This is a genomic window from Bradyrhizobium stylosanthis (assembly GCF_001641335.1).
In the GTDB taxonomy this organism is placed as follows: Bacteria; Pseudomonadota; Alphaproteobacteria; order Rhizobiales; family Xanthobacteraceae; genus Bradyrhizobium; species Bradyrhizobium stylosanthis.
This window is the reverse complement of sequence record NZ_LVEM01000001.1, coordinates 1533470-1557407: the sequence shown is the minus strand read 5'-3', so window position 1 is coordinate 1557407 and position 23938 is coordinate 1533470. Positions and strand designations below refer to the sequence as shown.

Annotated in this window: 23 protein-coding genes and 1 tRNA gene; 12 read left to right on the top strand and 12 right to left on the bottom strand. The window is 64.4% G+C overall.

Annotated elements, in window-relative coordinates; translation table 11 throughout:
• Positions 1–31 precede the first annotated feature (31 nt).
• The 3 genes from A7X65_RS07530 to A7X65_RS07520 are packed head-to-tail and all read right to left on the bottom strand — an operon-like array spanning position 32 to position 2928.
• Positions 32–1015, bottom strand: a complete 984-nt coding sequence (locus tag A7X65_RS07530; protein ID WP_063683623.1) for a TRAP transporter substrate-binding protein — start codon at positions 1013–1015, stop codon at positions 32–34.
• 24 nt (positions 1016–1039) lie between these two features.
• Positions 1040–2305: a TRAP transporter large permease gene (locus A7X65_RS07525; protein ID WP_063683622.1), complete on the bottom strand. Its 1266-nt coding sequence runs from the start codon at positions 2303–2305 to the stop codon at positions 1040–1042.
• Positions 2305–2928: a TRAP transporter small permease gene (locus A7X65_RS07520; protein WP_430642762.1), complete on the bottom strand. Its 624-nt coding sequence runs from the start codon at positions 2926–2928 to the stop codon at positions 2305–2307. Before A7X65_RS07520 ends, A7X65_RS07525 begins: the two co-directional genes overlap by 1 nt.
• A 217-nt stretch (positions 2929–3145) precedes the next feature.
• Between A7X65_RS07520 and A7X65_RS07515 the strand changes: the two genes are divergently transcribed.
• Entirely contained in the window at positions 3146–3829 is a 684-nt protein-coding gene (locus A7X65_RS07515) for a GntR family transcriptional regulator (protein ID WP_063683621.1), read from the top strand.
• A gap of 112 nt (positions 3830–3941) precedes the next feature.
• Here A7X65_RS07515 and A7X65_RS07510 read toward each other — a convergent pair whose 3' ends face one another.
• The 3 genes from A7X65_RS07510 to A7X65_RS07500 are packed head-to-tail and all read right to left on the bottom strand — an operon-like array spanning position 3942 to position 6870.
• Positions 3942–5300, bottom strand: a complete 1359-nt coding sequence (locus A7X65_RS07510; RefSeq protein ID WP_063683620.1) for a TRAP transporter large permease — start codon at positions 5298–5300, stop codon at positions 3942–3944.
• Entirely contained in the window at positions 5297–5851 is a 555-nt protein-coding gene (locus tag A7X65_RS07505; protein ID WP_063683619.1) for a TRAP transporter small permease, read from the bottom strand. The genes A7X65_RS07510 and A7X65_RS07505 overlap by 4 nt, the downstream gene beginning before the upstream one ends.
• Positions 5848–6870, bottom strand: coding sequence for a TRAP transporter substrate-binding protein (locus A7X65_RS07500; RefSeq protein WP_063683617.1), 1023 nt, complete (start codon positions 6868–6870; stop codon positions 5848–5850). The genes A7X65_RS07505 and A7X65_RS07500 overlap by 4 nt, the downstream gene beginning before the upstream one ends.
• A 343-nt stretch (positions 6871–7213) precedes the next feature.
• Here A7X65_RS07500 and A7X65_RS07495 point away from each other — a divergent pair, with 343 nt between their 5' ends.
• Positions 7214–7456: a pentapeptide MXKDX repeat protein gene (locus A7X65_RS07495; protein WP_063683616.1), complete on the top strand. Its 243-nt coding sequence runs from the start codon at positions 7214–7216 to the stop codon at positions 7454–7456.
• Between the two features lie 162 nt (positions 7457–7618).
• Here the strand turns inward: A7X65_RS07495 and A7X65_RS07490 are convergent, their stop codons facing one another.
• Complete coding sequence (locus tag A7X65_RS07490; protein WP_063683615.1) at positions 7619–7966, bottom strand: DUF6481 family protein; 348 nt, start codon at positions 7964–7966, stop codon at positions 7619–7621.
• 264 nt (positions 7967–8230) lie between these two features.
• On the opposite strand from A7X65_RS07490, the gene A7X65_RS07485 reads away from it, so the two are divergent.
• The 3 genes from A7X65_RS07485 (at position 8231) to A7X65_RS07475 (ending at position 9744) form a co-directional block, all read left to right on the top strand.
• Complete coding sequence (locus A7X65_RS07485) at positions 8231–8467, top strand: hypothetical protein (protein WP_063683614.1); 237 nt, start codon at positions 8231–8233, stop codon at positions 8465–8467.
• A gap of 76 nt (positions 8468–8543) precedes the next feature.
• On the top strand, positions 8544–8780 hold the full coding sequence (locus A7X65_RS07480) for a hypothetical protein (RefSeq protein ID WP_063683613.1): 237 nt from the start codon (positions 8544–8546) through the stop codon (positions 8778–8780).
• Positions 8781–8961: 181 nt separating this feature from the next.
• Positions 8962–9744 (top strand): hypothetical protein, encoded by a 783-nt coding sequence (locus A7X65_RS07475; protein ID WP_063683612.1) that lies wholly within the window; start codon positions 8962–8964, stop codon positions 9742–9744.
• Between the two features lie 100 nt (positions 9745–9844).
• Here A7X65_RS07475 and A7X65_RS42540 read toward each other — a convergent pair whose 3' ends face one another.
• Positions 9845–10006: a hypothetical protein gene (locus A7X65_RS42540; protein WP_063683611.1), complete on the bottom strand. Its 162-nt coding sequence runs from the start codon at positions 10004–10006 to the stop codon at positions 9845–9847.
• A gap of 513 nt (positions 10007–10519) precedes the next feature.
• On the opposite strand from A7X65_RS42540, the gene A7X65_RS07465 reads away from it, so the two are divergent.
• Both A7X65_RS07465 and A7X65_RS07460 read left to right on the top strand, forming a co-directional pair.
• Positions 10520–10738 carry a hypothetical protein gene (locus tag A7X65_RS07465; protein ID WP_063683610.1) on the top strand — a complete coding sequence of 73 codons (219 nt, stop codon included), beginning with the start codon at positions 10520–10522 and terminating at the stop codon, positions 10736–10738.
• Between the two features lie 355 nt (positions 10739–11093).
• Positions 11094–12437, top strand: a complete 1344-nt coding sequence (locus A7X65_RS07460; protein ID WP_245323345.1) for a TadE/TadG family type IV pilus assembly protein — start codon at positions 11094–11096, stop codon at positions 12435–12437.
• Positions 12438–12462: 25 nt separating this feature from the next.
• Here A7X65_RS07460 and A7X65_RS07455 read toward each other — a convergent pair whose 3' ends face one another.
• Positions 12463–12723 (bottom strand): hypothetical protein, encoded by a 261-nt coding sequence (locus A7X65_RS07455; RefSeq protein ID WP_063683608.1) that lies wholly within the window; start codon positions 12721–12723, stop codon positions 12463–12465.
• A gap of 234 nt (positions 12724–12957) precedes the next feature.
• Here A7X65_RS07455 and A7X65_RS40470 point away from each other — a divergent pair, with 234 nt between their 5' ends.
• A complete protein-coding gene (locus A7X65_RS40470) occupies positions 12958–13332 on the top strand; it encodes an excalibur calcium-binding domain-containing protein (protein ID WP_347336372.1) in 375 nt (124 codons plus the stop codon).
• Between the two features lie 478 nt (positions 13333–13810).
• On the opposite strand, the gene A7X65_RS07450 is transcribed toward A7X65_RS40470, so the two are convergent.
• Positions 13811–14074 carry a hypothetical protein gene (locus A7X65_RS07450; RefSeq protein ID WP_063683607.1) on the bottom strand — a complete coding sequence of 88 codons (264 nt, stop codon included), beginning with the start codon at positions 14072–14074 and terminating at the stop codon, positions 13811–13813.
• A gap of 1074 nt (positions 14075–15148) precedes the next feature.
• Between A7X65_RS07450 and A7X65_RS07445 the strand changes: the two genes are divergently transcribed.
• Positions 15149–15811 (top strand): SGNH/GDSL hydrolase family protein, encoded by a 663-nt coding sequence (locus A7X65_RS07445; protein ID WP_063683606.1) that lies wholly within the window; start codon positions 15149–15151, stop codon positions 15809–15811.
• Between the two features lie 256 nt (positions 15812–16067).
• Here A7X65_RS07445 and A7X65_RS41560 read toward each other — a convergent pair whose 3' ends face one another.
• Positions 16068–16256 (bottom strand): hypothetical protein, encoded by a 189-nt coding sequence (locus A7X65_RS41560; RefSeq protein ID WP_156527686.1) that lies wholly within the window; start codon positions 16254–16256, stop codon positions 16068–16070.
• A gap of 5 nt (positions 16257–16261) precedes the next feature.
• On the opposite strand from A7X65_RS41560, the gene A7X65_RS07440 reads away from it, so the two are divergent.
• Together A7X65_RS07440 and A7X65_RS07435 are read left to right on the top strand one after the other, a co-directional pair.
• Positions 16262–16447, top strand: coding sequence for an RlpA-like double-psi beta-barrel domain-containing protein (locus A7X65_RS07440; protein WP_063683605.1), 186 nt, complete (start codon positions 16262–16264; stop codon positions 16445–16447).
• A 107-nt stretch (positions 16448–16554) separates the two neighbouring features.
• A complete protein-coding gene (locus A7X65_RS07435; protein WP_156527685.1) occupies positions 16555–17970 on the top strand; it encodes an O-antigen ligase family protein in 1416 nt (471 codons plus the stop codon).
• A 204-nt stretch (positions 17971–18174) separates the two neighbouring features.
• Here the strand turns inward: A7X65_RS07435 and A7X65_RS07430 are convergent.
• Positions 18175–18251: transfer RNA gene (locus A7X65_RS07430), tRNA-Arg, on the bottom strand.
• A gap of 404 nt (positions 18252–18655) precedes the next feature.
• On the opposite strand from A7X65_RS07430, the gene A7X65_RS07425 reads away from it, so the two are divergent.
• Positions 18656–23860, top strand: coding sequence for an alpha-2-macroglobulin family protein (locus A7X65_RS07425; protein ID WP_063683603.1), 5205 nt, complete (start codon positions 18656–18658; stop codon positions 23858–23860).
• Positions 23861–23938 lie beyond the last annotated feature (78 nt).

The following is a 23938-nucleotide window of genomic DNA, read 5'->3' as shown; positions in this document are numbered from 1 at the left end:
CCGGCAGTTGTGAAGAGGATGGCGGGCAGGATCAGAGCGTTGCGCCGACCTTGCGCAGCTCGGCGAGAACGGGGGCCTTGGGCAGCCAGACCTTGTCGAACTCGGCGATGACGGCTTCGGTATCGCCGGCCGGGACCTGGCGGATCGGGATCGGCGCGTTCTTGAAATTCTCGATCAGCGCCGGCTCGTTGCCGGCAAGCTCGTCGATCTGCGCGTCCAGCGTCGTCTTGATCGTCTTGGTGATCAGCTCGCGGTCGGCCGCGGGGAGCGACTGCCAGACCCGGCCGGAGACGACCGCCGCCATCGGCATGAAGACGGCGTTCATCTGCAGGATCACCTTCGACACCTTGTCGAAGCGCTGGTTCCAGGAGAATTCGAGATCGGCCTCGAGACCGTCGACCTGGCCATTGGCCATGGCGTCGAACACCTGCGGCGTCGGGATCGGCGTCGGCGCAGCGCCGAGCGAGGAATAGAAGTCGCGATAGACCGGCGTCGGGTTGATGCGCAGCTTCATGCCCTTGATGTCGGCGAGCGAATTCAGGTCCTTGGACGAGAACACCGCGCGCATGCCGGTGATGCCCCAGCCGAGCCCGATGGTACCGGTCTCCTGCGGCAGCACCTCGAACAGCTTCACCGCCGCCGGATGCCGCACGAATTTCGCCACGGCCGGCGTCGAGCGCACGATGTAGGGCGCGTTGATCGCGGCGATATGCGGCACGCGCGAGCCGAGCTCGGCAGCCTGGATGAATCCCATGTCGAGCGCGCCGGACTGCAATTGCTGCATCATCGCGGGCTCGTTGCCGAGCTGGCCGGAGTGAAACACGGTCAGGGTCAGGCGGCCGTTGGTTGCGGCCTTGAGCTCGTCGCCGAATTTGAGCGCGGCCTTGTTCCAGGAATGGCCGTTGGGCGTGATCAGGCCGAGGCGGAATTCCTTGGCCTGGGCGAGCGCCAGCGACGGCGCGAACACCGAAGCGGCGGCACTGGCGGCGAGAAAGCGGCGGCGTGAAAGCGGCATGGTCGGGCTTCCTTTTGAACGGGCCTATTTGATGAGGATCAGCGAGAGCGACGGATAGAGCGAGAGCAGCACCAGGAGGACGCAGGAGATGACGAAGAACGGCAGCGTCACCATGAACATCTTGCCGGGCTTGGCGCCGGTGACGGCGGCCGCGACGAAGAAGCAGAGCCCGACCGGCGGCGACAGCAGACCGAGCACGAGGTTGATCACCACCACGACGCCGAAATGCCGGGGATCGATGTGGTAGACGTCGGTTGCGACCGGCAGCAGGATCGGCACGGTCATGATCAGGCCGGGGATGCCGTCGATGACGGTGCCGATGATCAGCAGGATGACGTTGCAGATCAGCATGAAGCTGACCGGGTCCTTGGCTGCGGACTGGATCCAGCCGGCGGTCTCCTGCGGCACCTTGCCGAAGATCAGGACCCAGGAGAACACGGCCGCGGCTGCGACCAGGAACAGCACGATGGCCGAATAGATGCCGCTGCGCAGCATCATCTGCGGCAGCTGCGAGAACTCGAATTCCTTGGTCCAGTATTTCCCGACCAGCGCTGCGGCCACGGCGCCGACGGCGGCGGATTCCGTTGCGTTGGCGAGGCCGCTCAGGATCGTGCCGACGATGACGATCGGGATCAGCAGTGTCGGCGAGGTTCGCAGGATCGTCATCAGGCGCTGGCGCGGCGTCTGATAGTCGGCGCGGGGATAGTTGTACATGTATCCCATCAACGCGATGACGAGGCAGAACATTACGGTGAGGATGACGCCCGGCACGATGCCGGCGATCAGCATGTCGCTGACCGAGACCTGCGCCAGCACGCTGTAGACCACGAACATCACCGAGGGCGGGATGATCGGGCCAAGCATGCCGCCATAGGCGGTGAGGCCGGCCGCAAAGGTCTTGTCGTAGCCCTTCTTCTCCATCTCCGGCACCATGATCTGGGCCATGATCGCGACCTGCGCGGTCGCCGATCCCAGGATCGAGGAGATGAACATGTTGGCGAGGATGTTGACGTAGGCGAGCCCGCCCTTGAGCGAGCCGACGAAGGCCATCGCCATGTCGACGATGCGCCGCGTAATGCCGCCGCCGTTCATGATCTCGCCGATCAGGATGAACAGCGGGATGGCGATCAGGCCGTAGCTGTCGACGCCGCCGAACAGCTGCAGCGGATAGGACTGGAACAGCACGGGATTGCCTGATGCCGCGATGTAGACGAGGCCGGCAAGGCACAGGCAGAGCCCGATCGGCACGCCGACCAGCATGATCGCGACGAAGGCGGCTGAGGTGATCATCAGTTGACCCCGTCGAGCTCGGAGAGCTCGAAGCCTTTCGGCGGCGTGCGCGGCACCAGCCCGAGATCTTCCAGAAGGTTGGCGAGGCCGTGCACGGTCATCGACACCGCGAAGATCGGCAGCGTCAGATAGAGCACCCAGGTCGGCCAGTTCAGCGTCTGCGTACGCTCGGTGTAGAGGAAGTTGAAGGTCTCGGCCGCGAGCTTGCGCCCGTCGAAGCCGGCGCGCGCGAGCCCGACCGGATCCATCCAGAGCACGCAGGTGATGGTCAGGGCGACGCCGAACACCACGACGAGGCCGGTCGAGATCACCTTTGCAAGTTTCTGGTGCTGCGGCGAAAGACGTTCCGTCAGCATGGTGACCGCGAAGTCGAGCCGCAGCCGCGTCATCGCGGACGCGCCGATGAAGGTGAGCCAGACCACGCAATAGACCGCGGATTCGTCGATCCAGTAGATCGGGAAGCGCGCGTAGCGGGTGACGACGTTCACCAGGATCAGCGCCGTGAGCAGGTACATCAGGCCCATCAGCGCCAGACGCTCGAAGGCGAGCAGGGCACCCGACATCCGGACGACCGTACGTCGGAGGCTGAGCGCGCGCGTGGCCGGCATCGTCTGCTCGATCATGAAGAAGGCCCCAACCCCCGAAGATTTGTCGTGCGATTGCCAAATGTATAATTTATACATTTGGGGTGTCAAACGGAGATTGCGGTCAATCCGGAGGCAGGGCGCGCTTTTGCTGGGCACGGGCTTTTGCCGGGCTCCGCACTTTTGTCGCGCGCCGCAACATGCAAGACAGGGACCGCGTCGGCCGGACGAGTCGGGAAGGACAGCAGACGATCAGATGAAACAGCCTCTGAAACATCGCACCCTGTCGGCTGCGATCGTCGACCAGCTCCGACAGGCGATCCTCGACGGCACCTATCCGGCCGGCTCGCAGCTCCGCCAGGACGCGCTCGGCGATGCCTATGGCGTCAGCCGCATCCCCGTGCGCGAGGCGCTGTTCCAGCTCGAGGCCGAAGGGCTGGTGCGCATCGTCCCGCAAAAAGGCGCCATCGTCTCCGAGCTGTCGCTGGACGAGATCAACGACGTGTTCGATCTGCGCTGTATTTTGGAGCCGCGCCTGCTGGCGCAGTCGGCGCCGCATTTCTCCGCCGAAGATTTCGAAGCACTCGACGACATCCACAGGCAATTCGAGAAGGCCATCAAGGCCAAGAATGTCAGCGACTGGGGCCAGCTCAACGCCGACTTCCATTTGGCGCTCTATATGCACGCCCCGCAGCCGCGCACGCGCGCGATCGTGCTGTCATTGCTCCAGACCAGCGACCGCTACACGCGCCTGCAGCTCTCCAACACCAAGGCGATGGGGACGGCCGAGAAGGAGCATGCCCATCTGATCGCGCTGTGTCGGGCGCAGAAGGTCGAGGAGGCCTGCCGCTTCCTGGAGCGGCACATCGAGGCCGTGCGCAAGGATCTGCTGCAGGTCGTGGCGATCGCGCCGAAAGGGCGGCGGAAGGATAAATCGTAGGTCTCGTAGGGTGGGCAAAGGCGCGACGCGCCGTGCCCACCATCTGTCCGTGATCGCCGACAGGTGGTGGGCACGCTCCGCTTTGCCCACCCTACGACAGACGTAACTGCCGCTACCTGCTCCCGTCCGGTCCCATCACGAGATCCGGCAGCCAGGTCGAGATGCCCGGCACGAAGCAGAGCAGCAGCACCGCGAACATCATCAGCAGCACGAAGGGCAGGGTGCCCCAGATCACCTCGCGCAGGGGAATATCCGGCGCGACGTTGCGGATGACGAAGATGTTGAGGCCGACGGGGGGATGGATCAGGCCCATCTCCATCACGATGGTCATGACCACGCCGAACCAGATGATGTCGAAATTGGCGGCGCGGAGCGGCGGCAGGATGATCGGGGCCGTCATCAGGATGATCGAGACCGGCGGCAGGAAGAAGCCGAGCACGACGACCATGACGAGGATCGCGAACAGCAGCTCCCAGCGCGGCAGATGCATCGCGACGATGGATTCGGCGACCGATTGCGAGATGTGCAGATAGCTCATCACGTAGGAATAGAGCAGCGACATGCCGATGATCATCATCAGCATGGTCGATTCCCGGATCGTCGATTTCATGATCGGGGCGAGATCGCTCGGCCGCCACACGCTGTAGATCGCCGCGATCAACGCCAGGGCGAGCAGGCCGCCGAGGCCGGCGGTCTCCGACGGCGTGGCGTAGCCGCCATAGAGCGCGATCATGACGCCGGTGAGCAGCAGCACGAAGGGGATCACGCGCGGCAGCACGCTGAAGCGCTCGGCCAGCGTGTACTCGTCGCGGGCCAGGATCGGAGCCTCCGGGCCGCCGTTCTTGTAGATCGCTTCCGCGGCCGCATATTCCCGGCGGAAGCGGTACACGGCGTAGAAGCCGAACAGCGAGACCAGCAGCAGGCCGGGCCCGATGCCGGCGAGGAACAGCCGTCCGAGCGACTTTTCCGCGGCGACCGCGAACAGGATCATGGTGATCGAGGGCGGCAGCAGGATGCCGAGCGTGCCGCCGGCGGCGATGATGCCGGCCGCAAAGCCGCCGGAATAGCCGCGCTTGCGCATCTCGGGGATGCCGGCCGAGCCGATCGCCGAGCAGGTTGCGGGCGAGGAGCCCGCCATCGCCGCAAACAGCGCGCAGGCGAAGACGTTGGCGACGCCGAGGCCGCCGGGCACGCGATGCAGCCAGGCGTGCAGCGCCGAGTAGAGATCCTGGCCGGCGCGCGACTTGCCGATCGCGGCGCCCTTCAGGATGAAGAGCGGGATCGACAGCAGCGTGATCGAGGCCATTTCCTCGTAGACATTCTGCGTCACCGTATCGAGCGAAGCAGTGGGCATGTAGATGCCCATGAACACGACCGCGACGGCACCCAGGGCAAAGGCAATGGGCATGCCCGAGAACATGATGACCAGCGTCGCGATGCCATAGGCGAGGCCGATACCGAAAACGCTCATGGCCGCCTGGCTCCAGCGAAGGGCAGCGCAAGCTGCACGAGGATCTGGATGCAGAGCAGGCTCATGCCGAGTGCCATCAGCGAATAGGGGATGGCGAGCGGCGGCGACCACATCGAATTCGAGACCTGACCGTCGACATAGGCTTCATGGGCCAGCGTCCAGGACTTCCAGGTGAAGAAGGCGCAGAACAGGAACGTCGCGACATCGACCAGCCAGAGCCGGACCTTGTTGGCGAACGGCGAGAGCAGACCGACGAACGCCTCGATGCCGATATGGCCGCGGTTCTGCTGCACATAAGCGGCCGTCATGAAGGTCGCGCCGACCAGCAGGAACACGGCGGCCTCGTCCTGCCAGTAATTGGCGGCCTTGAACAGCGCACGGCTCAGCACGCTGTAGCTCAGGATGGCGCAGGCCGCGACGAGAGCGATCGCCGCGAACACGACGATGATGCTGTTGAGGACGGCGAGACCGCGATCGATCGCCGCCGCAGGGCCGGTCCCCGCGGCAACGCTCGCCTGGTCGTCACGATCCGGAAGCGGACCGTGGCTCATGCCGCAACGTCAGTGGCGAGCTTGAGCAGGTTGGCCGCGGTCGCGGTCTTGGCGCCGTAATCCTTCCACGCGGTGTCGCGGGCGATGTCGCGCCACTTGCCGACGGTCGCGGCATCGAGCACCGAGACCTTTGCGCCGGCCTTCTCGTAGACCTTGGCGACCTCGACGTCGTCGTCCTGTGCGCCCTTGCGGCCGAAGGCTTCGAGCTCGGCGCCGACCGTGAGCAGCACGTCCTGCTGGTTCTTCGGCAGCTTGTCGAAGATCGCCTTCGACATCATCAGGGGCTCGAGCATGAACCAGTAGGAGGCGCCCGCGCCCGAGGTCAGCGACTTCGCGACCTCCTCGAGGCGGAACGAGATCAGGCTGGTGGAGGAGGTGATGCCGGCATCGCACGCGCCGGTCTGCATCGCCGCGTAGATTTCGTTGGAGGGCACCGACAGTACCGAGGCGCCGGCGGTCTGCAGCACCATGTCCATCTCGCGCGAGCCGCCGCGCACCTTCATGCCCTTGGCGTCTTCGGGGGCGACGATCGGCTTGGAGCGGCTGGCGACGCCGCCGGCCTGCCACACCCAGGTGAGCAGGATGATGCCCTTGTCGGCGAGGAAGTCGGAGAGCGCCTTGCCGACCGGCTCCTTCTTCCAGCGCATGCCCTGGTCGTAGGTGGTGACGAGGCCGGGCATCAGGCCGATATTGGTTTCCGGCAGCTCGCCGCCGGCATAGGGCATCGGATACAGCGAGATGTCGAGCGCGCCCTTGCGCATCGCGGAGAACTGCGCGTTGGTCTTGATCAGCGAGGAGTTCGGATAGATCTCGGCGGCGATGTCGCCGTTGCTGCGCTTGGCGACCTCGGCAGCGAACATGCGGCAGAGCCGGTCGCGGAAGTCGCCCTTGTCGATGGTGCCGCCGGGGAATTGATGCGAGATCTTGAGCGTGGTGGCGGCATGCGCGGTACCGGTGCCGAAGCGCAGGATGGCGGGTGCGGCGACGGCGGTCGCGATCAGATGGCGGCGCGTAATCATGGTGTAATCCCCTTGGACGGTTCTTTGGACTGTTCTTGTTGCGTGATTTGGGTCGGGTCTTGCCAGACCGGCGTTCGGGCCCATCCTAGCCGGTCTTTGAGGCGATGTTCTCTCATCTGATAGTTCGAGACCGAATGCCGCGGCAAGGGCCGGTCGTGCTGCGCTGCACACTTGCCGTCGATACTCCTCCGAATGGAGGCCGGATATCGCGAACGTGATTACGGCGAATGCGCGGAGGCCCGGAGAATTTATTGGCGCGCCGTAACAAATCCGTCCGTCGATCCGTCGAGATCAGATAGCGGCGTCCGTCGCTGACAAACACATCTCGAAGGGAAGACGATCCATGACCATTCGTACCCGTATCGCGCTCGGCGTCTCGGCTGCCGTTGTCTCGCTCGGCCTCGCGCTGTCTCCGGCGGCTTTTGCCCAGGACAAGATGGGCAAGGACGACGGCATGATGAAGAAGGACACGATGTCCAAGGACAGCATGAAGAAGGACACCATGTCCAAGGACGACGGCATGAAGAAGGATCACATGTCGAAGGACGGGATGAAGAAGGACGACGGGATGATGAAGAAGAACTGATCTTCGCCGTCTTCGGGGCGCGCGGCAGCGAACACAGGCGCGCGCGTTCTCACGTCAAAAATTCTGGGGCGGCCACGTGGACCGCCCTGGAATATGCTTCGGCTCAAGTTCAATTGAACGTGACTTTGCGAAGATGACTTCGCGAAGGTGGCTTGGCGACCGCTACTTGCGCTTCGCCTTGCGGGCGGCGTAGCGGGCGTCGCGCTTGGCCTTCTGCTCGGCCTCGAGTTCGGCTTGCCTGGCAACCGCTTCTTCGGCTTCGCGGGCGATCCGCGCGGCTTCCGCGGCTGCGGCTTCTTCCGCGATGCGCTTCTGCTCGGCCTTTTCGGCTTCGCGCGCGGCCTTAGTCTCGGCGCGCTTGGCCGCGAGGGCCTCGCGCTCGGCGCGGCGTGCCGCCACTGCCGGATCGTCTTGGCCCGGCTGCGACTTGAATTTGTTCAAAAGATTTTTGCGTGCGTCCTGCGCCGCCTTTTGCCGGTCTGCGAAGCCGGGTTCCCTGAATCCACTCATGGACGAGCCTTGTCTTCCTCGCTTTCGATCCTACATCACTTCAATTGGTACGTCGGCTGGGCATAGCAGGCGCCACGCGACGCAGAAGCGTGTACATCGGCGCGCGTCGCGAAGCCACCCATAATCGCAGCCGATCAGGTAGACGAAAAATCGCGCCCCGACGATCTCTCGTAGCCCCGAAAAACTGCCGAATTGTGATGTCCCTCATAGTGGGCACCCGACGCCACGCCTAGCGTCCGCCCCAAGACGAGACGGAGCTCGGGCATGACCATTTTCCGCCTAGGCCTCAAGGCGCTTGCGCTTACCTTCGTGGTGGCGGCGCTGGCGGGGGCCGCATTGCTGTTTGCCCGTCCGCAGCCGGTCGAGAACACCGTTTTGGGCGCCGGCTGGGAGTGCAGCCAGACGGCCTTCGTGCTCACGACCTGCGCACCGCGCGCCCAGCAGGCAATCCCGGCTGTCGAGACCTCACGCAAGGACGCGATCCGCCAGACCCGCGGTTGATGCGGACCGGCAAACCCGGATGTGACGCCACGCCGCAGAGGTGCTAAAGCCGGCCCGCCCGTGCAATCAGGTCGCCATGCCCGAGTCCGAGTCCAAGGCCACGTCGAAGCCCGAACCGGGCGAGAAGCCCAGAACCCCGCCGCGACCTCCATCCGCTGACAATCGCCGCGGCGCGATCGCCGGGCTGATCATTGCCATCGTGATCCTCGGCGTCGGCTGGTGGCTCGCCCGGGATCTGACCTCGGCGAGCAAGATGCAGGACTGCCTGATGTCGGGGCGGACCAATTGCAATGTGATCGAGCCGGCGCGCTAGGCGCTCCGCGACGCCGTCCGCGGCCTCGGCGGGCCGAAAAATTGCCGTGATCTTAATCATTTGTAACGGGACTTGGCCGATCAAGCAGGTCAGTTATGGCAGCCGGCATCAGCCCGGCGCGAGACGATTCGTCCGTCTATTGCGCGGGGACCACGGCAGAGAGAGTAGGGGTCAAGCACGCATGAGTGCGTCCAGCCGCATCAAGATCATCATTCCCATGGTTTCGGCCATGTCGTTGCTCGCGCTCTCGGCGCAGGCGCAGGAGGCGAGGCCGCCAAGGGACGCAGGCCCGCCGCCGGCCGGCCAGGGCGCCGGTGCGCCGCCCCAGGCCAATCAGAACATGCGCAAGGGTCCTCCGCCGCAGCAGGCGGCCCGCCCGGCGCCGCAGCCCGGCGGCCAGCCTCACGCTGGCGGCCCCGGTCCCGGCCCGCACCAGGCCGGCGGACCGCCGCCCGGCCGCAACTACGCGCGTGGCCCCGCGCCGGCGCGCGACTGGGGTGGACATGCCTATCGCGGCAATCTCGCCTGGGAGGGCGGGCGCTGGCGTCGCGAAGTCCACAACGGCCGTTCCGGCTGGTGGTGGGATGTTGGCGGCGTCTGGTACTATTATCCGCAGCGGATGGCGGGACCGCCCGGCTACATTTCGGAGGAATATTACGACGACGTGCCGGTGGCCTATGCCCCGGCGCCGCCTCCGGTTGCCTATGAGCCGCCACCTCCGCCTCCGCCGGCCGATCCGGGCGCGAGCGCGCTGGGCGGGGCCATTGTCGGCGGTGTGCTCGGCGGCCTGATCTCGGGCAACGCGACGGGCGCGGCTGCGGGCGCCGTGATCGGCGGCGCGACCGGCGCCATCGCCGGCGCGACGGCCGCCTCGCGCCCCGGCTACTACGTGGCCCAGGGCAATTGCTACTACCGCTATCCGAACGGGCAGTACGTCCAGGCCGATCCGCGCGCCTGCTACTGAGCCGCTGCGCAGGATGTGAATCGAAGAGGCGGGCGAAAGCCCGCCTCTTTTGTTTTTCGAATGGGCCGATTCCGCCGCGCGGATGCGAGCCGATCGCGCGTCAGGCGACGAGCCAGTTGAAGAAGGCCATCGCGCCCCAGACCAGGCCCGCGATCCAGGCCAGCATCACGATGCCGATGGTCGCAAGACAGGCGATGCCGAACAGATCGGGCCTCTGTCGCTGTGCCGGAATGCCGGCTTGAGCCGCTGCGTCCTGTCTCATGACGGGAAGACCTCCCACGCCGTCTTGCGCTTCCTGGAAGCGTTGAGACGATGTTTACCGCGACACGCCGGAGGTCCGATGTGATGCAATTCACAGATGGGTCCGAGCGAGGACGAACCTTCGTTCACGAGCGTCCCGGACGCGGTTGAAACCGCGAGTGACGTTTCATATCCGCCACAATCGGAGGGTGCCGAAATCGCTTTCGACAACGCCCGTTCTCCGCAATCATACGGACGAAATTGCCACGCACTTGTCCAGATCGGGCGGCTACAATAGGCCTCATGTGTAACAAGTACGACCCGCAGCACGAAGCCGAGGCCGCAATGAAGCGCGCCGCAGCGGCCGAAGGTCCTGACCGGCAACGTCTCATCGAGCTCGCCATCGCGTGGCATCAGCTTGCCCGCGAGCGTCGCGAGGATGAGCAGACGGATTAGAGCCTGCGGATATCGCGCGCCACCACGTTGCGCCTCGCCGAGATCAGGAACATTCGTTCCGCGCCGACGTTGTGCGGATATGACCGACCTCCAGCTGCGCGCACAGTCGTTCGAGATTGCCTGGAAATATCTCGACCAGTCCGGCCTGCTCACGGGCGAGCACAGGGAATCGGCGCGCTTCATCCTGAACAGGATCGACCGCATGATGCTGCGCGGCGAGAAGCGCAGGCTGCTGCTGTCGAACGCCGCCATCGATGCGTACCGGTTGCGGCCGCTGGTCGTGATCGCGAACGCATGAGCCGATAGCGTCGCGGCAATCTCATCTTAACATTTGCGCGCAGCCGATTTGCGCGGTCGCGATTCGTGCTTTGCGAACGAAGCGGAGTCGGATCGTGAACAAACAAAAGGCTCCGTAGGGGCCTGATGTTGTGATGCGGCGGTCGGCGCTGGATTAGTGAATCGTTCACCTTCAATCATCGCGACGGCCGCCGACTTCCAGCCCGGACGATCGATGCAAAAAATGGACTTTGATACCGCTTACATTTCTGCGGCTTAATTATCCCTTCAACTGCATTCTCCACAATCGCCGTATTTGAGACATTCAGGGGCCGTTTATGCTCTGCGGATTCGGCGTACGCCGGCTTACCGGAAAGTTGTTCGATTTCATCGCCGCCGATCGCGGCAACGTGGCAGCCATCTTTGCCTTTGCGCTCGTCCCGCTTCTGGGCTTCATCGGCGCTGCCATCGACTACAGCCGTGCTGTTGCGGCGCGCACGTCGATGCAAGCGGCGCTGGATTCTGCCGTGTTGATGGCGGCCAAGGACCTGGCTCAGGGGACCATCACGACGTCCCAGATCAGCGCAAAGGTCCAGAGCTACTTCACTGGCCTGTTCACCTACAATGGTGCGCAGTCGATCGTTGTTTCGGCCACCTACACCGCTCCCAGCGGCAGCGGGAATGCAACCATCCAGGCGACGGGCGCCGGAGAGATCAAGTCTGATTTTATGCAGATCGTGGGCTACCCCAAGCTGGGCTTCAGCACCAGTTCGACCAGTACCTGGGGGGCGAGCCTTCTGCGCGTGGCGCTCGTGCTGGACAACACCGGCTCCATGGCCAACTACAACAAGCTGGGATCATTGCAGAGCGCTGCGACAAGCCTGGTCTCGCAGCTCTCAAAGCTCGCGGCCAAGGATGGCGACGTCTACATCTCGGTCATTCCGTTCGAGATCGACGTCAACGTCGGCACATCGAACGTGGGCGCAAGCTGGTTGCGCTGGGATCTCTGGGATCCCAAAAACTATCCAAACGCTTCGGCCCCGTACCAGACCTATTGCAGCGGCGGCTACTGGATGACCTACGCCCAGTGCGTCGGGCATGGATATTCCTGGAACCACACGCCCAATACCTCGAACAAATCGCAGTGGAACGGCTGCGTGACGGATCGCGACCAGAACTACGACACCCTTTCCACGGCACCGTCCTCGACCGGGACATTCTTTATCGCGGACCAGGATCAATCCTGTCCAACGGCGCCGATCTTGCCCCTGACCTACAACTGGACTGCCGTCAACAACACGATCAACGCGATGACGGCGCAGGGCGCGACCAATCAAACCATCGGTCTGTTGTGGGGCTGGCTGTCGTTGCTGCAGCAAGCGCCAATGAACGCGCCGGCCGAGTCTCCGACCAACACGTATCAGCATATCATTGTGCTGTTCACGGATGGTCTGAATACCGGGGATCGCTGGTACGGCGATTTTCAGAGCACCAGCACGCAGGTCGACAACCGGATGAGCACGCTGTGCACCAACATCAAGAATTCCGGGGTGACCATCTACGCGGTGCAGATCGATACCGACGGGGCGGGGCCATCGGCTGTGCTGCCTGCATGTGCGAGCGATACGTCGAAATCTTTTCTGCTGACGCAATCCAGTCAGATCGCGACCGCGTTCAGTCAGATCGGAACGTCGATCGCGAAACTACACGTATCAAGGTGAGGGGTGATCCGGGAAGCGCGCCGAATCAGTCGATGGCCAGGCACTGCTCCAGATGCTGCTTCTCCGAGAGCGGCTTGTCGTGATTGCCGCGTGACCACGCCTGAACGGCGAAGGCGACCTCGTGCTGGCGCACCACCGCATCCATAATGGACGCACGCGCCGTCGCGATGCGCTTTGCAATCGCGCCGGCGTTCACGTCGACGCCCGCATCGATTGCCAAAAACGATATTGCGATCACGGCCACGGCAGATGCGATGGCCATTCTCGTCCAGTCCGACAGCGGCATCAGGGTCCTTCTCGGGCGAAACTTTGCCCGGCGCTTAGATAGGACTGATGTGGCCGGTTCAAAGACCCGGAAGGGGTTACCCACGCGTTCGTGAAGAACGATGGCTCGGCTGAGCGTCGTTTGGCTGGCGTTGTGTTGGATAGGCCAGAGGCAGCCGAGCAGCCTTTGCCGGCGCTTGCTGCGTGGTACCAGATTTGATTCTAGTTCATACGTGGTCTGTTTGGCGGAGCTGCTATGCCAATGCCACGCCTACCGAGTCCAAATCCGGTTAGACCCGGGTCCGAGCGGCGACTGCGCGACTTGCAGCAGCGTTTCCGTGCGGTATCGAGGCGCAACGGGGAAGCTCCTTCTCTGCGACGGAGATTTCAGGCAGCAACCGCGTTAGTGGCCGCTGCATTCGTCGTCGCGGTCGTGTGGATACTTGCTTCGAGCCCATGGCCGATCGCTGCGACGCTTCGGCATATCGCGTCCGCGCCAAACTGCGGGGTCGCTCGCTGGGTTGGCTTGGCACCGGCGACGCGAGGGCAGCCCGGCTATTGGAAGCATCACGATCGTGGCGGAGACGGAATTGCGTGCGAGCCATGGCCGCCGCGGCGCGGAGAGACTTGAGAAAGGGAAGCGCAGCAATTTGCCGGGCAGGAGCCAGGAACTTTGCGCGATGCGCTGCTTTGATTGGCGCTCGCCCTAGACAGGCGAGTCCGAACGGACCGCCGGCAAAAGGTGCGCGACGCCCGTAGCCGGCGGCTCCCAAGGTTCACGCTATCCGGCGCCCAGCAGTCCAGGCCGGCTGATGCTCAATTCGACGCGTGCCATCCCGCGGGAAGCGCGATCAAAGGCCATGCAAGCTGATTGTCGTTAGAAGGTTTTGCCTCTGTCGTCGCAGGCCTGACGATTTGGACGAGCGACATCGGCGCGAGCGTGAGACGCCAGCTTGCAGGCAAACCCATTACAATCGATCACTTGGGAGTGGAAAGTCAGGGGACCGGGAGAACGCAGCGCTGCACCGAGCGTTCCAGCCATCCGTGCGCTTCGATGCCGCACGGATGCCAATGCCTGCTCGCCGCTGCTGGACTGCCTCTTGGGAAATTTACAGATCGGCTGTCCGCTGCGGGTTACGCTGCAAGGCCTCGATAGCTTTCCGATAATACTCGGCCACCTTGAGCAGGCCCTCACGCTCAAGGTCGAAGGAAGCGACGGCCGCGTGCTCTCGGCAGGCGCGCTCGAGTCTGCGGAATTCCTTTAAGTCCCGGTTCAACGGCAGCTCCTCAAACTTGAGGGATCCGGTACGGCGATGAACAGTGCAAAAATCAGCAGCAATTCCAATGTACTGGATTGCCGAAAGTTCCCGCATTATCAAATATCAAGTTGCGCGCGAAACACAGCCTTCAGGGAGTGCGGTTGAAGCCGGGGCGCTGAAATGCGTTGGAACTCGCGGGCGGGCGGCGCTTGCCGCGTTCGAAATTCGGCAGGCCCGACCGGGGTCATGGTCGTATCAAGGCGTGTCGTGGTGAACGTCTCGCAGCATGCAGCCATCAAAGTGGCGGGCCAACTTCATCCCAGTCATGATCGAGATGCTGGGCGGGGCTGCGCAGAGCAGGGCGCGGCCTATTTGGGTCTCGACCGGTGGCCGCTGAACAGTGATGCCCGCCAGTTCACGCTGGCGGGTCCTTTAGATCATGCCAGGCAGGAGATGATGGCGAGCACGACGTCAGCCCCGAGGTCGCCGAAATACATCGAAAGAACGAAGCCGGCGCCAAGAGCAACTGCAAGGAGCTTGAGGGCAATCATGTTCAGTCTCCCGACTAAATCTGATCCCCAAGAATAGGATCCATCTGTTTCCGGTATGCTTCGAGCGACAAGCAAGTTGTTTCGTTCACCGAACCGTTATCCCCTGCGAGCGCTGGCTTGCAGCACCGTGCAACGAGACATGGGGAGGCCAGCACGACGTCGAGACGGCGCCAAGTGGTTGATTTCAGGCCTGAAACACTGGCGAGCCCGTGGCGTTGCCTTCAGCCTTGAGCCTAGGGCCGGCGACTCCTGCGACGACGAATGCGAGCCGGAGGAGGCCGAGCCGTCGCTTGGCAGTTCGATCGGCTCCTGCACCAAGATCACGCTTGGCGCGCGGGCTACTTCGCTGACCACGAGCGGGACGTCGCCGACCGGGGAGTACCGATGATGCGAAGCAGCAAGCGATGGAAATGAGCCCGTGCGCCTAATCCGGCTGCTAGCCTCCCGGCTCGGCTTCCGAGCGAGCCTACGTCTTGCACTGGCGGGGCAGACGATCATCGAGATCGAGTATTCATCTCCGCCGTTGCCGCTGTGTCAGTCCTAAGAGGAGGCCCGCCGGTCCACGCTGGCGAGCCTATCCGTTGATCGACGTGGCCGGGTTGCATCTTTCTAAGAACGATGATCTTTGAAATCTGCAATGGGACTGAGGAAAGCTATTCCGTGGACGGCGGCCGCTGTGTGTTTTATCGCGGCCGGAGCCGCTTTCTCGGAGGTCCACCGGCTCAAGGGCCGCATCGGCGAACTGACCCGCCACGAATTCCACGATCACAAAGACGTGCGGGAGTACATGATTGCAGCGGCACTGGCCGACGCTCCCGAACCCATCTTCGTGCTCGGCGATAGCATTACCGAGATGGCCACTCTTCCGCACGAGCTGTGCGGGCATCCGGTTATTAATGCGGGTGTTGGTGGCCAAACGATTCAAGAGGCGAAACGGTTGGCAACGCGTGTCCTGGGCGAACGTGGCGCTTTCCTGGTCGCTCTTACGGTAGGAGCAAACGATATCGGATCGGCGTCGGCGCAAAGTGATTTCGTTGCGCTGATTGATGCCGTCAAGCCGCTCTCGCAGCGCCCGCTGGTGGCGGTCGCTGTGACGTCCGATGAGGCGATGAACCGGGAAATTGCCGCTGCGACAGCTGCCCGCGGCGTCGCCTTTGTGAAGCCTCAGATTCCAGCAACGGCCGACTCGATGATGTCGGATAAGGTCCATTATCGGGCCGCAGCCTACAGCTCATGGATTCCCGCCCTGAAAACGGCGATCACCCAAAAGTGTACCGCGTCCTGGACGAAGCTGACCTGAAACTCGTATCGGCAGTTCGGAACGCGAGCGAGCTACTGCCAGCCGTAGCAATGCTGCGGCGTCGAGCGAGTCCGAACCGACCGCTCACTTGAACCAGCATTCTTCGGAGAGACGTTGCAGATTGCTCCGGTGTAGCGATTGCGGTGTTGGTCCGCGCCATACGGCTCGTAACGCAGGATGCGCGCGACGACCAGAAGCGCAATAACGATCGCCGTTGCCACGAGTACGGTTTGCTGTTCAGCACCATTGAAGCACTCTATTCGATTCCTGGCTCGTGCTGTTGAGTCTTGAGGACGATCGCCAAGAGGGCGAACGCGACGGCGGCCACCAGCAAGGCAATTCGATGATCCAGAAGCAGATCATGACGCGCCTCCAGTGAGCAGGTAACGAAAAACGGTGTTGCCGCCGTGTTCCGTGGAGCGGTTTGCAACGCCGTATAACGCATTGATTTTGCTGCGATCGATTTGCAGCGCCGCGCACCACGGTTTTGCCAACCTTAGCAATGGCGTCGCGATCGAGGCGGTGTCGACCGACCTCGGCCCGTTCATTACCGGCCGCTGCGTCGATCTCGGTCGCGCCGGCCCGACGCTCGGCATCAGCTCGCTCGGCTTCGTCATGGGCGAGCGGCTCGATTGAATTCGTCCGGCGATTAACCTCCCGCGGACGAAGGTCGCCCAAACCGAATGTGTCCCCTCGGCCAGCGGTTCCGGCCCGGCGCACCGATCCGGCCGCGATACCCCGCGGTGCGCCCGGCTTTTCTTGTGGTGGTTCCCAACGCGAGCAATATTGGAACACTCAACCTCGGCTTGATCTCAAACGGAAGTTGCGGCACGCTCGGTACGCGTGATTTGCGTGCCCGGGGCAACCATTTGTTGAATCAATTCCTACGTGCGGCCGCGCTCGGCGTGGCCTTTGCTGCAGGCCCGATTGCCGTTCTCGCGCATGGGCTGCTTGACCTCGGCGCGATCTTTACCGGGCTCGTTCTGGTTGTGCCTGTGCTGCTGCTGGCGTCGGTTGCATCCTGGCGGGAAATCCGGGTCGATCTCTGCGACATCCTGGTCGCAGCCTTTGCGGGCTGCATTGTGATCTCCTGCCTGCTCAATGGCGTTTCGGACCGCAAAGAGCTGGCGCTGCTCGCCGTCGTTCTGGCTCAATATGCCGCCGGCCGGCTTGCTCCGGTCCGTGATGCTCGTAGCGGCCTGCTGTCGCTCGGTGTCGGGGTGGTTGTGATCGGGATCGCCGTAACAATCGTTGCCCTGGTCGAGCAATGGTCCGACAACCACGGCAAGCCCTATGTGTTCGGCGAGTTCGATGCCGCGCCGACGCAGTTTGCCGTCCTGCTGGGCGTGGTCGTGATTGCCGCCGTGTCGTCGGATCGGCTGCCGCGCTGGACTTTTGTAGGGGTGGGTCTGCTCTCTGTCGTGGCCGTAGCCGTCTTTTCAGCGTCGATGGTGCGGTTTTCGCTCCTCGCGCTCGTGGTGTCGGCAGGCGCCGGCGCGCTGTTCTGCAAGGGCAGGGCGCGGCGGCGTGGGCTCGTCCTGGTGGCCTTGCTCATTGTCGCGATCGGGGCCGGCGCTGGCGCGCGCTGGGGCGCAGCCGCGGTGTTTGGCCGGCATCTGTTGACGGCAACGGGCATGGCCCGCATTGCGCCCGATGCCAGTATGCTGCTGCCGGTCGCCAAGGAATGCCCGCCGGTCGACGTCGATAATTCGCTCGCGATCCGCAAGCAGCTGCTGGCCGATGCGGTGCGGCTGTTGCCTCAGGCGGGGCCATTCGGCGTCGGCGCCGGCGGCTTCGCCTTGCGCAGCTGCGTGCGCGGGCACAGCGTGCATAACAGCTTCATCCAGGCCGTGATTGAATTTGGTTGGTTCGCCGGCGCGCTGTTGGTCGCGGTGATCGTCACCACCTGGCATGCGCTGATACCGCTCGCGCGGGTGCTGCCCGATTACCGGTTTGCGGCCTGCCTGATGCTGTTCGTGGTACTGATTAGCATGGTCCATGGCCGCACCAGCCATGACTTCATCCTGCTGCTAGTGCTGGGGCTGGCCGCGCATCTTCGCGCCACGCGGGAGAGCGCGGCCTCGCAATGGATGCTGCGCGGCTTCATGCCGTTGCCGTCCAAGCGAGCGGCGACGTCATCGGGTCCTTCCGGCTCCTGACCTATCAGCGGATCAGGCCGATAGACTCGTCGAAGCTGGCGGACCAAGGTCAAGCGGCGTTCCGCACAGCGAAAACGCGGATGGGGATTTCTCCGGGGATTTTTGCCTCACCGAGCGCCTCTGATCCCCACTCGTTCGAGTCCATGCGTGTATCATTTTATTTCGCGGCGACCTAAATGCCTTTGATCGCTAGGGGTTTTTTCTTGGCGATCCCGGCAGGACTCGAACCTGCAACCCGCGGAGTAGAAATCCGCTACTCTATCCAGTTGAGCTACGGGACCGTCCTGGGCCGCCCGGTCGGGGCGGCTGGCCGTTCATCTAGCATGCCAATATGAAAAATCTGGTCTTTCGCCAAGCCTGAAGCGAACCGTTTTCCTCAATGCCGCGACAAAGCGGAACGGTGGCGTGTCAGGGTGCCGGGTTGAGCGGCAGCGGACTGGACGATGGTTCACATCGCCGGGAACGCTGAACAGCTTCCGGGATGCGGTCGCCGGACGATCGGTGAGGTGTTGCTGCGCCATCAGGACGGCGTGCGCGGCGGTATCTCGGCCGGTCTCCTCTGGGCCTGCCTTGTCATGGCGAATGCGACGATTTGCACCTTTGGTTCCATCGCCTTGAGTCCGTCACCTTTCCACGCATTTCATGCGACCAGCGGCGCTCGTCCGCGATTCCCGGGAGTCCATCCATGATCGGTCTTGTTCGCGCCGTCACAATCTGCGCAGCGCTGGCGCTTGGCCTGTCGGCCGCGCAGGCCGCCGACAAAGCCTTCAAGCGAGACGACCTTGCCGATTCCGCGATCAAGCTGGAGGCGCAGATCAAGAGCGAGGCGGGGCCGGTCGCCAAGACCAGTGCGACGCTGCGCACGGATGCCGACGCCGCCTTCAAGCGCAACGACTACCGCACCGGCCTGTCGGTGCTTGGCCAGATCGCGGCCACCACGCCTGAGGATGCCGGCAACTGGCTGCGGCTCGCCAAGGTGATCTTCCAGATCTGGCCGAAGAACTCGAGCGAGCAGACCTTCCTGCTGGAGCGCGCCTCGACCGCCGCCTACATCGCCTACACCCGCGCCGGAAACCCGGGCGAGGAGGCCGATGCGCTCGCCGTGCTCGGCAAGTCGCTCGCCGAACGCAAGCTGTGGCGGCCGGCGCTGGACGCGCTGCGGCTGTCGCTCGACATGCGCGAGGTCGCCGACGTTCGCGGCCAATATGAGAAGATGCGCGATGAGCACGGCTTCCGCCTGCTCGACTACACCGTGGATTCGGACTCGGCGAGCCCGCGCGCCTGCTTCCAGTTCTCGGAGGAGCTCGCCAAGCGCACCGACTTCGCGCCGTTCCTGGCGCTGGCGGGCCAGGACAAGCCGGCACTGTCGGCCGAGGGCAAGCAGCTCTGCGTCGACGGGCTGAAGCACGGCGAGCGCTACAACATCAATCTGCGCGCCGGCCTGCCGTCCACGGTGAAGGAGGGGCTGCCGAAATCGGCCGAGTTCAACATCTATGTCCGAGACCGCAAGCCGTTCGTGCGCTTCACCAGCCGCGCCTATGTGCTGCCCAGGACCGGCCAGCGCGGCATCCCCGTGGTCAGCGTCAACACGCCCGCGGTCAACATCAACGTCTTCCGCATCGGCGACCGCAACCTGATCAACACGGTGGTCGACAGCGACTTCCAGAAGACGCTGACCAAATACCAGCTCAGCGATCTCGGCGACGAGCGCGGTGTCAAGGTCTGGACCGGCGAGCTTTCGACCGCGATGACGCTGAACCAGGACGTCACCACGGCATTCCCGGTGGACCAGGCACTCGGCGAGCTGCAGCCCGGCGTCTATGTGATGACGGCGGCGGCCAAGGGCCCGGGCTCGGACGACGAGTACCAGCTCGCCACGCAATGGTTCATCGTCTCGGACCTCGGGGTGGCCGCTTACTCCGGCAATGACGGCATCCACGTCTTCGTGAATTCGCTGGCCTCGACCGATCCGGTCGGCAAGGCCGAGGTGCGGCTGGTCGCGCGCAACAACGAGATCCTGGCGACGCGCAAGACCGACGAGAGCGGCCACGTGCTGTTCGAGGCGGGCCTGGCGCGCGGCGAGGGCGGCCTGTCGCCGGCGATGCTCACGGTTACCGGCGAGAAGGCCGACTACGCCTTCCTCAGCCTGAAGACCTCGGCGTTCGACCTGTCCGACCGCGGCGTCTCGGGGCGCGCCGTGCCCGCCGGCGCCGATGCGTTCGTCTATGCCGAGCGCGGCGTCTACCGCTCCAGCGAGACCGTCTTCCTCACCGCGTTGCTGCGCGACGGGCAGGGCAATGCCGTGACCGGCGGTCCGATGACGCTGGTCATCGAGCGCCCCGATGGCGTCGAATACCGCCGCGCCGTACTGGCCGACCAGGGCGCCGGCGGCCGCACGCTATCCGTGCCGCTCAACTCGGCCGTGCCGACCGGCACGTGGCGGGTGCGCGCGTTCACCGATCCGAAGGGCGCTTCCGTCGGCGAGACCACCTTCATGGTCGAGGACTACGTCCCCGATCGGATCGAATTCGACTTGTCCGCCAAGGACAAGCTGATCAAAGCTAACGCTCCAGTGGAGCTTAAGGCGGACGGCCATTTCCTCTATGGCGCGCCGGCCTCGGGTCTTGCACTCGAAGGCGACATGCTGGTCGCGCCCGCGGCCGGACGTCCGGGGTTTGCAGGCTATCAGTTCGGCGTCGCCGACGAGGAGACCACCTCGAACGAGCGCACGCCGCTGGAGGGCCTGCCCGAGGCCGACGCCAATGGCGTTGCGACCTTCCCGGTGACGCTCGACAAGCAGCCGGCCTCGACGCGTCCGCAGGAAGCGCAGATCTTCGTCCGCATGGTCGAGACCGGCGGCCGCGCCGTCGAGCGCAAGATCGTGCTGCCGGTCGCGCCGACCGCGGCGCAGATCGGCATCAAGCCGCTGTTTGGCGACAAGAACGTCGCCGAGGGCGACAAGGCCGAGTTCGACGTCGTGTTCGTCTCGCCCGAGGGCCAAACGCTGCGACGCGACGGCCTCCGCTACGAGCTCCTGAAGATGGAGTCGCGTTACCAATGGTACCGCCAGAACAATTACTGGGAGTACGAACCGGTCAAGTCGACCTCGCGCGTCTCCGACGGTGATGTCACGATTGCCGCCGACAAGCCGTCGCGGATTTCGCTCACCCCGCAGCCCGGCCGCTACCGGCTGGATGTGAAGTCGAACGATGCCGATGGCCCCGTGACCTCGGTGCAGTTCGATGTCGGCTGGTATTCCGACGGCAGCGCCGACACGCCGGACCTGCTGGAGACCTCGATCGATAAGCCGCAATATTCCTCCGGCGACACCATGACGGTGTCGGTCAACGTCCGCTCTGCCGGCAAGCTGACCATCAACGTGCTCGGCGACCGCCTGCTGACGACGCAGACCGTCGACGTCAAGGAAGGCACCGCGCAGGTGAAGCTGCCGGTAGGCAAGGACTGGGGCACCGGCGCCTACGTGGTGGCAACGCTGCGCCGTCCGCTCGATGCCGCCGCCCAGCGCATGCCGGGCCGCGCCATCGGCCTGAAATGGTTCGGCATCGACAAGCAGGCCCGCACGCTTGCCGTGAAGCTGACGCCGCCGGCTCTGATCCGCCCCAACGCGATGCTGAAGATCCCGGTCAAGCTCGACGGGCTCAATCCCGGCGAGGACGCCAAGATCGTCATCGCCGCCGTCGATGTCGGCATCCTCAACCTGACCAACTACAAGCCGCCGGCCCCGGATGATTACTATCTCGGCCAGCGTCGTCTCTCCGCGGAGATCCGAGATCTCTACGGGCAGCTCATCGACGGCATGTCGGGCACGCGCGGCCAGATCAAGTCCGGCGGCGATGCCGGCGCGGCCGATCTGCAGGGCTCGCCGCCCTCGCAAAAGCCGCTGGCGCTCTACTCGGGCATCGTGACGGTCGGGGCCAACGGCACCACTGAAGTGAGCTTCGACATTCCGGAGTTCGCCGGCACGGCCCGTGTCATGGCGGTGGCATGGACCGCGACCAAGCTCGGCCGCGCCAACACCGACGTCGTGATCCGCGATCCCGTGGTGCTGACCACGACCCTGCCGCGCTTCCTGCTCAACGGCGACCACGGCACGGTCAATCTCGAGATCGACAATGTCGAGGGCCAGGCCGGCGACTACGTCATCAACGTCAAGACCGGCGGCCCGGTGAAGATGACCGGCAACCCCGCAACCACCGTCAAGCTCGCCGCCAAGCAGCGCAATTCGTTCACGCTCGCGCTCGATGCGACCGCGGCGGGGCAGGCGACGCTCGACGTCGACATCAAGGGCCCGAACGGCCTCGCGCTGGCGCGTCACTACGCGTTCGACGTCAAGGCGGCGACGCAAGTTTTGGCGCGGCGCTCGATCCGGACGCTCGCGAGGGGCGAGAGCCTGACGCTGACCTCGGACATGTTCTCCGACCTCGTGCCGGGCACCGGCAGTGTCTCGGTCTCGGCGAGCCTGTCCACCGCGCTCGATGCGGCGACGATCCTGAAAGCGCTCGACCGCTATCCCTATGGCTGCTCGGAGCAGATCACGAGCCGCGCCATGCCGCTGCTCTACGTCAACGACCTTGCGGCCGGCGCGCACCTTGCCATGGATACCGAGGTCGACCAGCGCATCCGCGACGCCATCGAGCGGCTGTTGGCCCGTCAGGGCTCCAACGGCTCGTTCGGCCTGTGGTCGGCCGGCGGCGACGATGCGTGGCTGGATGCGTACGTGACGGACTTCCTCACCCGCGCCCGCGAAAAGGGCTTTGTGGTGCCGGATGTCCTGTTCAAGAACGCGCTCGACCGCATCCGCAACTCCGTCGTCAACGGCAACGAGCCGGAGAAGGACGGCGGCCGCGATCTCGCCTATGGCCTCTACGTGCTCGCCCGCAACGGCGCTGCTCCAATCGGCGACCTCCGCTATCTCGCCGATACCAAGCTCGGCAACCTCGCAACGCCGATTGCAAAGTCGCAGCTTGCCGCGGCGCTCGCGCTGGTCGGCGACCGCAACCGCGCCGAACGCGTCTATGGTGCCGCGCTCGACAGCCTCGCGCCAAAGCCGGTGCTGGAGTTCGGCCGTACCGACTACGGCTCGCAGCTGCGCGATGCCGCGGCGCTGGTCTCGCTCGCCAGCGAGGGCAACGCGCCGAAGGCGACGCTGACGCAGGCGGTGAGCCGGGTCGAGACCGCGCGCGGGCTGACGCCCTACACCTCCACGCAGGAGAATGCGTGGCTGGTGCTGGCTGCGCGGGCGCTGGCCAAGGAGAACCTCTCGATCGAAGTCGACGGCCAGCCGGTCAAGACCGCGCTCTATCGCAGCTACAAGGCGGACACCCTGAGCGGCAAGCCGCTGAAGATCACCAACACCGGCGATGCGCCGGTGCAGGCGGTGGTCTCGGTGTCCGGCTCGCCGGTGACGCCGGAGCCGGCGGCATCGAACGGCTTCAAGATCGAGCGCAGCTACTTCACGCTCGACGGCAAGCCCGCTGACATCAGCAAGGTCAAGCAGAACCAGCGCTTCGCGGTGGTGCTGAAGATCACCGAAGCCAAGCCGGAGTACGGCCACATCATGGTGTCCGACTATCTGCCGGCGGGCCTCGAGATCGACAATCCGAAGCTGGTCTCGTCCGGCGACAGCGGCACGCTGGACTGGATCGAGGACGGCGAGGAGCCTGAGGATACCGAGTTCCGCGACGACCGCTTCACCGCGGCCGTTGACCGGGCCTCGGACTCCAAGTCGGTATTCACCGTCGCCTATGTCGTGCGCGCGGTCTCGCCCGGCAAATACGTACTGCCGCAGGCCTATGTCGAGGACATGTACAATCCCTCGCGCTATGGCCGCACCGGCACGGGTACGGTCGAGGTGCGGACGGCGAAGTGAGACGAGCGGAATAGAGTCGGATGAGCGAAGTCGCGCCACAAACTCCGTCGTCATGCCCGGGCTTGTCCCGGGCATCCA

Bases quoted from the DNA above. Each gene is read 5' to 3' on its own strand.
- A7X65_RS07530 (WP_063683623.1), bottom strand. From the start codon at position 1,015: ATGCCGCTTTCACGCCGCCGCTTTCTCGCCGCCAGTGCCGCCGCTTCG.
- A7X65_RS07525 (WP_063683622.1), bottom strand. From the start codon at position 2,305: ATGATCACCTCAGCCGCCTTCGTCGCGATCATGCTGGTCGGCGTGCCG.
- A7X65_RS07520 (WP_430642762.1), bottom strand. From the start codon at position 2,928: ATGATCGAGCAGACGATGCCGGCCACGCGCGCGCTCAGCCTCCGACGT.
- A7X65_RS07515 (WP_063683621.1), top strand. From the start codon at position 3,146: ATGAAACAGCCTCTGAAACATCGCACCCTGTCGGCTGCGATCGTCGAC.
- A7X65_RS07510 (WP_063683620.1), bottom strand. From the start codon at position 5,300: ATGAGCGTTTTCGGTATCGGCCTCGCCTATGGCATCGCGACGCTGGTC.
- A7X65_RS07505 (WP_063683619.1), bottom strand. From the start codon at position 5,851: ATGAGCCACGGTCCGCTTCCGGATCGTGACGACCAGGCGAGCGTTGCC.
- A7X65_RS07500 (WP_063683617.1), bottom strand. From the start codon at position 6,870: ATGATTACGCGCCGCCATCTGATCGCGACCGCCGTCGCCGCACCCGCC.
- A7X65_RS07495 (WP_063683616.1), top strand. From the start codon at position 7,214: ATGACCATTCGTACCCGTATCGCGCTCGGCGTCTCGGCTGCCGTTGTC.
- A7X65_RS07490 (WP_063683615.1), bottom strand. From the start codon at position 7,966: ATGAGTGGATTCAGGGAACCCGGCTTCGCAGACCGGCAAAAGGCGGCG.
- A7X65_RS07485 (WP_063683614.1), top strand. From the start codon at position 8,231: ATGACCATTTTCCGCCTAGGCCTCAAGGCGCTTGCGCTTACCTTCGTG.
- A7X65_RS07480 (WP_063683613.1), top strand. From the start codon at position 8,544: ATGCCCGAGTCCGAGTCCAAGGCCACGTCGAAGCCCGAACCGGGCGAG.
- A7X65_RS07475 (WP_063683612.1), top strand. From the start codon at position 8,962: ATGAGTGCGTCCAGCCGCATCAAGATCATCATTCCCATGGTTTCGGCC.
- A7X65_RS42540 (WP_063683611.1), bottom strand. From the start codon at position 10,006: ATGAGACAGGACGCAGCGGCTCAAGCCGGCATTCCGGCACAGCGACAG.
- A7X65_RS07465 (WP_063683610.1), top strand. From the start codon at position 10,520: ATGACCGACCTCCAGCTGCGCGCACAGTCGTTCGAGATTGCCTGGAAA.
- A7X65_RS07455 (WP_063683608.1), bottom strand. From the start codon at position 12,723: ATGCCGCTGTCGGACTGGACGAGAATGGCCATCGCATCTGCCGTGGCC.
- A7X65_RS40470 (WP_347336372.1), top strand. From the start codon at position 12,958: ATGCCAATGCCACGCCTACCGAGTCCAAATCCGGTTAGACCCGGGTCC.
- A7X65_RS07450 (WP_063683607.1), bottom strand. From the start codon at position 14,074: ATGCGGGAACTTTCGGCAATCCAGTACATTGGAATTGCTGCTGATTTT.
- A7X65_RS07445 (WP_063683606.1), top strand. From the start codon at position 15,149: ATGGGACTGAGGAAAGCTATTCCGTGGACGGCGGCCGCTGTGTGTTTT.
- A7X65_RS41560 (WP_156527686.1), bottom strand. From the start codon at position 16,256: ATGCGTTATACGGCGTTGCAAACCGCTCCACGGAACACGGCGGCAACA.
- A7X65_RS07425 (WP_063683603.1), top strand. From the start codon at position 18,656: ATGATCGGTCTTGTTCGCGCCGTCACAATCTGCGCAGCGCTGGCGCTT.